At 73.6% G+C, this 4,966-nt stretch carries 4 protein-coding genes; 1 reads left to right on the forward strand and 3 read right to left on the reverse strand.

The annotated features are described in order from the left end of the window. The 3 genes from AB0J52_RS27170 to AB0J52_RS27180 form a co-directional block, all read right to left on the reverse strand. A partial coding sequence (locus AB0J52_RS27170) for a glycosyltransferase (RefSeq protein ID WP_500185159.1) occupies positions 1-953 on the reverse strand: 953 nt, incomplete at its 3' end. Beyond that, on the reverse strand, positions 950-2,128 hold the full coding sequence (locus AB0J52_RS27175; RefSeq protein ID WP_500185160.1) for a hypothetical protein: 1,179 nt from the start codon (positions 2,126-2,128) through the stop codon (positions 950-952). The genes AB0J52_RS27175 and AB0J52_RS27170, both read right to left, overlap by 4 nt. Positions 2,129-2,136: 8 nt before the next feature. After that, on the reverse strand, positions 2,137-3,534 hold the full coding sequence (locus AB0J52_RS27180; protein ID WP_500185161.1) for a hypothetical protein: 1,398 nt from the start codon (positions 3,532-3,534) through the stop codon (positions 2,137-2,139). A gap of 173 nt (positions 3,535-3,707) precedes the next feature. Between AB0J52_RS27180 and glf the strand changes: the two genes are divergently transcribed. After that, positions 3,708-4,877 carry a UDP-galactopyranose mutase gene (gene glf / locus AB0J52_RS27185; RefSeq protein ID WP_500185162.1) on the forward strand — a complete coding sequence of 390 codons (1,170 nt, stop codon included), beginning with the start codon at positions 3,708-3,710 and terminating at the stop codon, positions 4,875-4,877. The last annotated feature ends 89 nt before the right edge of the window (positions 4,878-4,966 follow it).

Consider the following 4,966-nt stretch of genomic DNA (forward strand, 5'->3'; position numbering starts at 1 on the left):
GTCCCCACAGACGCCCCGCCAGGCGTCCCCCCGGCTGTCCCGGCGCCACGCCCTGGCCGCGGTGCCGGTGGCCAGCCCGGCGCGGACCGGAGCGCCGCCCGGTCGCCGGACGAGGCGAACGTCCGCGACCAGCGGCGAAGCGTGGACCCGGCGTACAGGACGCGCTCCAGCGGGCCGAGCCCGGAGCTGCGGGTGAACAGCCAGAGCTTGTTGCGGACCTCCAGGTAGAACCGTTCGCCGGGGTCGGTCTCGGCGCCCCCGAACACTCGGGTCTTGTGCACGACGACGCTCCGCGGGCAGAGCAGGCCGCGCCGTCCGCGCAGCATCCGGGTCGTGAACTCGAAGTCGTCGTTCCAGAGGAAGTAGTCCGCGACCGGCAGGCCGCGCTCCCGCACGGTCGCCGCGTCCACCAGGACGGAGACGAACGAGGCCGACCGGATCGGGACGCAGCCCGCGGCCTCCGCCCGGGCCCGCTCCGCGGCGGACGCCAGCGGCTTGGGACGCGGCGTGTTCATGGGGTGGTCGCGTCCGTCCGTCCAGACGACGCGGCTGGCCAGCAGGACCGGCGGGCCGTCCGGGCCGGTCGCGGCCTCGCGCGCGTCGAGCAGCGCCTCCAGCGCGGACGGTTCGGGAACGGTGTCGTCGTCCAGCAGCCACAGCAGGCCGGGCCCGTCCGGGCCCGCGAGGGCGTGCGCGATGCCCGCGCCGAACCCGCCGGCGCCGCCGATGTTGCGGCGCAGCTCCACCAGCTCGGCCTCGGGATACCGCTCGCGGACCAGCTCGGACGAGTCGTCCGGCGAGGCGTTGTTCACCACGACCACGCGGTCGGGCCGCCGGGTCTGGGCACGCAGCGCCTCCAGGGCCTCGACGAGCAGGTCCCGGCGGTCATAGGTGACGACGACGGCCGTCACATGCGCGTCCGCCCGCGGTGCGTCCGGGATTCCTTCGGTCATCTCACACGCTTCGCGGCGGTCGCGCGGCGGGCGGCGCGCTGGAGGCCGGTGCTCGGTGCCGCGGCGGTCTCGACCAGGCGGTCCAGGCTGTCGCGGACGTCGGCGAGGCGGCCGCGCAGATGCGCGAGGCCGACCCGCTGCCGGGCGTCGGCCAGCCGTTCCAGGAGGGTCGCCACGACCTCCACGGACGCGGCGGCGATCACTTCGTCCGGCACGTCGTCCGGCTGGAGCGCGTCCGCCGCAGGAGCCGGGACGGTCAGCTCCGCCAGGTCACCGACGATCCGGTACCCGCCCGCCCGCAGCGCGGTGACCAGCTGGTTCGTTCGGGCGACGGCCCAGGCGTGGTGCCGCGCGGGCAGTCCCATGGGCGTGTCGCCGGGGCCGAGGCCCGCTTCCAGGTGCTCGCGGACGGCCCATTCGTAGTCGCCGCCGAGCGCCGGTCCGATCCGGACGTTCAGCCGCCGCAGCAGCTCGGCCCCGGCCGCGGGCAGCGGCGCGACGTCCTCGATGCCGCCGAGGTCGCAGGCCCGGGGGTCGATGCCGATGACCTCGCAGTACCGCTTCCACAGGACGCCAGGACCGGACTCCGCGGCGGGCAGCGTGATGACGTGGATGTTCTCGCGGGGGACGACCCGCTCCCATGTCCCGAGGACCCGCAGCGGGTCGTGCAGGCCCCAGAACATCGGCCCGTACGGCTCGGGCGCGTCGGCGCCGAGCTCGACCAGGTCGTCCACGAACCGGCTGAAGGGGATGCTGTGCGCGTGCCGGAGCTGCTCCTGCCAGTCGAGCACGAGCTGCGAGCCGAGATCGCGGGTCACGAAGACCACGTGCACGCCGGCGGGCTCGAACGACGCGACCGCGCGCTTCGCCTGCTCCTCGGACGCGCCGCCCAGCAGTTCCTGGGAGAACACGACGGTTCCGCCGTCGAACGCGCGGGCGCGGGCGGCGATCCGGTCCCAGGCTCCCTCCCAGGCCGGGTCGCGGCGGCCGCCCCAGGACATCTCCCGCAGGTCCATGACCGCGCCGAAGTGCTCACGCGGCCCGGACACCGGGTACGACACTCCGGCCGCGCCCAGCCGGTTCCGGTTCGCCCACAGCGCGCGCTGGAGGAAGCCGGCCCCGGCCGCGGGCGCGCCGACGTGCAGGAACACGGACCTGTCGGATCGGTCGGGCATCGGTGCGGTCACCTCGGTTCGGTCGGGGGAGTGGACTGGGAGGAGGAAACGGCATCGCCCCGACCCTCCGAGGCACCGGTCGTTCCGGACCCACCGGGGGCTCCGGGTGCGTCGGACTTCCCGGGATCGTCGGATGGCGGCGGGCGGAGCCGATGGTAGGCGCGGCGGACGGCCGGATTCGCCTTCACGGCGCGGGCCGCCCGCTCGGGGAGGGGAGCGGCGTCCGCGATCAGTCGGCGGACCTCGTCGTCCAGCCGACTGGTCTCGGCGGCCAGCTCGTCCAGCTGCTCGGCCGCGCCGAGGAGGCCGTCGGGGAGCCCGGCGAGGAGCCGCTCCTCCTCGCGCAGCCGGTGCAGGACGGCCCCGACGGCGTCGGCGGCGGCGTCGGCGATCTCGGCCCAGCGCTCCCGGTCGGGATGCCCGCCGGACGCGTCGCGCACCGTCCCGGCGTAGGTCGGGATCAGCTCGTAGAGGTCGCCGACCACGCGGTATCCGGCGGCCCGCAGTCCCTCGACCGCCTGGATGGACCGCTCGACCGCCCACGGCATGTGCTCGACCGGCAGTCCGATCCGGCCGGACGGCCGCTGCGTCAGCACCTGCTGCGCGAGCCGGAGCTTGACCTCGTCGTTGTAGAGGTGCCAGTCCACCCGCTCCTCGACGGCCAGGTTGAGCAGCCGCAGGAACTGCGTCTCGGCGAGTCCCAGGGACGGGTTGGCGAACACGGCCGACAGGTCGCAGGCGTCCGCCGGGATGCCCACCGCCTCGCTGAACCGGCGCCACAGCAGGTCGTGCGGTGCGCCCGGCCGGGGCAGGGTCACCACGTGGACGCGCTCGGGCGGGAGGTCGGCCGCCCAGCGGCCGAGGACGGCCACCGGGTCCTGCAGCCCCCAGAAGAGCCGGGCGACGTCGAACGAGTCCCAGTCCGGCCGGGAGATGGCGTCGACGAACTCGCCGAACCCGGTCGTGAACCGGTTCTTGACGTCCTCCTGCCAGTGCGCCGGTATCTGCCGCGCCAGGTCGCGCACGGTGAACACGACGTGCACGTCGGCGAAGTCCAGATCGGCGAGCGCCCGCCGGACGCGGCGCGGGGCGGCCGGCGCGAACAGCTCCTGGGAGATGACCGAGACGCCGGGCCAGGCGCGGACCTCCTCCACCAGCTCGGTCCAGGCGCCGTGGACCTCCGGGTCGGACGCGCCCGCGAAGAACGTCTTGCGAAGGTCGAAAGCGGCGCGCACATGAGCGGGGAAGTCGCGTCCCGGGTACAGGATCCCGTGCCGCCGCAGCACCTCGCGGTTGTGCCAGAGGACGCCCTGGAGATAGGTCGTCCCGCTCTTGGCCGCGCCCACATGCAGGTAGACCGCGGGCCGGGCGGGCGCCGACGCGCCGCCGTCAGGAGGGCTGACCACCGTGATCCTCGCGAGTTTGCACCTGTGTCGACCGAACCGCGGGTATCTTAGCTCCGCATCTGTCCCTCTTTGACCAGTATCCGGGTCGGGAGCCCTGACCCGGCCCCGACCCGACCGGCTCCGCGCCTCCCGACCCTTACCCGCCCGTTCCCGCAGAGACGGACCACTCCCCAGTGAACACCGATCTCGTCGTCGCCGGTTCCGGATTCTTCGGCCTCACGGTCGCCGAACGCTGCGCGACCGACCTCGGCCTGCGCGTCCTCGTCGTCGAGCGCCGCGACCACGTCGGCGGCAACGCCTACAGCGAGGACGACCCCGAGACCGGCATCGAGGTCCACCGGTACGGCGCGCACCTGTTCCACACCTCCAACGAACGGGTGTGGGACTACGCGCACCGGTTCACCCGCTTCACCGACTACCGGCACCGCGTGTACACCACGTACAAGGGCCGGGTCTACCAGATGCCGATCAACCTCGGCACGATCTGCGAGTTCTTCGGCCGCGCCTTCTCGCCGGACGAGGCGCGCGCGCTGATCGCCGCCCAGGCCGCCGAGATCACCGCTCCCGCCAACCTCGAGGAGAAGGCGGTCTCGCTGATCGGACGGCCGCTGTACGAGGCGTTCATCCGCGGCTACACGGCCAAGCAGTGGCAGACCGACCCGCGTGAGCTCCCCGCCGAGATCATCACCCGGCTGCCGGTCCGGTACACCTTCGACAACCGGTACTTCGCCGACCGCTACGAGGGCCTTCCGGTGGACGGCTACACCGCCTGGCTCGAGCGCATGGCCGACCATCCGAACATCGAGGTCCGGCTCGGCACCGACTTCCTCGACGGCCTGCGCGACGACGCGGCCGGGAACGTTCCGGTCGTCTACACCGGTCCGCTCGACCGCTACTTCGGGTACGCCGAGGGCGACCTCGGCTGGCGCACGCTCGACTTCGAGACCGAGGTGCTGCCGACCGGCGACTTCCAGGGCACCCCGGTCATGAACTACGCCGACGAGGACGTGCCGTACACCCGCATCCACGAGTTCCGGCACTTCCACCCCGAGCGGGACCGGTACCCGTCCGACCGGACGGTGATCATGCGCGAGCACTCCCGGTCCGCCGGACGCGGAGACGAGCCGTACTACCCGGTCAACACCCCGGCCGACCGCGCCCGGCTGCTGGCCTACCGGGAGCTCGCGCGGGCCGAGGACGGCGTCCTGTTCGGCGGCCGCCTCGGCACCTACAAGTACCTCGACATGCACATGGCCATCGCCAGCGCCCTGAGTCTGGTGGACAACAAGCTGCGTCCGCACTTCACCGAGGGCGCGCGTCTCGCAGGGGGAGCCGACCAGTGACGACCGAGCCGCCGAACGGCACGACCAACGAGGCGGCGGACGCCGCACCGAGCGAGGCCGCGGACGCCGCGGGGCCCGGCGCGACGGAC

Origin of the sequence: Spirillospora sp. NPDC049652 (genome assembly GCF_040675125.1) — a bacterium.
In the GTDB taxonomy this organism is placed as follows: Bacteria; Actinomycetota; Actinomycetes; order Streptosporangiales; family Streptosporangiaceae; genus Spirillospora.